The following is a 326-nucleotide window of genomic DNA, read 5'->3' on the forward strand; positions in this document are numbered from 1 at the left end:
GGACCGGGTTGCCGCTCCAGTTGGTCAAACCCGCCGAACAATTCCGTTTTTTTGCGCCTTAGCCGATCAAGACAGCGTGCCCGCGTTTTCACGGCCAGCCAAGCTTCGACGCTCCCGCGTTCTGGATCGTATTGATGGACCGTCCGGTATGCTTCCAGGAATATCTCCTGACACAGGTCTTCCGCCTCCATCCGGTCACCTACCATCCGCAGGGCAATCTGAAAAACCAGCGGTACATACCGTTCGTAGAAGCGCTCAAAGGCGGCCGGAGTGCGGTTTCCAAGCTCGGCCAGCAGCTTTTCCTCGTCGCCAAATCGGTTGTTCAC

At 57.7% G+C, this 326-nt stretch carries 1 protein-coding gene; it reads right to left on the bottom strand.

Annotation, left to right across the window (positions count from 1 at the left end; genetic code table 11):
* A partial coding sequence (locus MXD62_RS10775; RefSeq protein WP_248829165.1) for a sigma-70 family RNA polymerase sigma factor occupies positions 1–326 on the bottom strand: 326 nt, incomplete at both ends.

Source organism: Frankia sp. Mgl5 (genome assembly GCF_023242985.1).
GTDB classification, from domain to species: Bacteria; Actinomycetota; Actinomycetes; order Frankiales; family Frankiaceae; genus Parafrankia; species Parafrankia soli.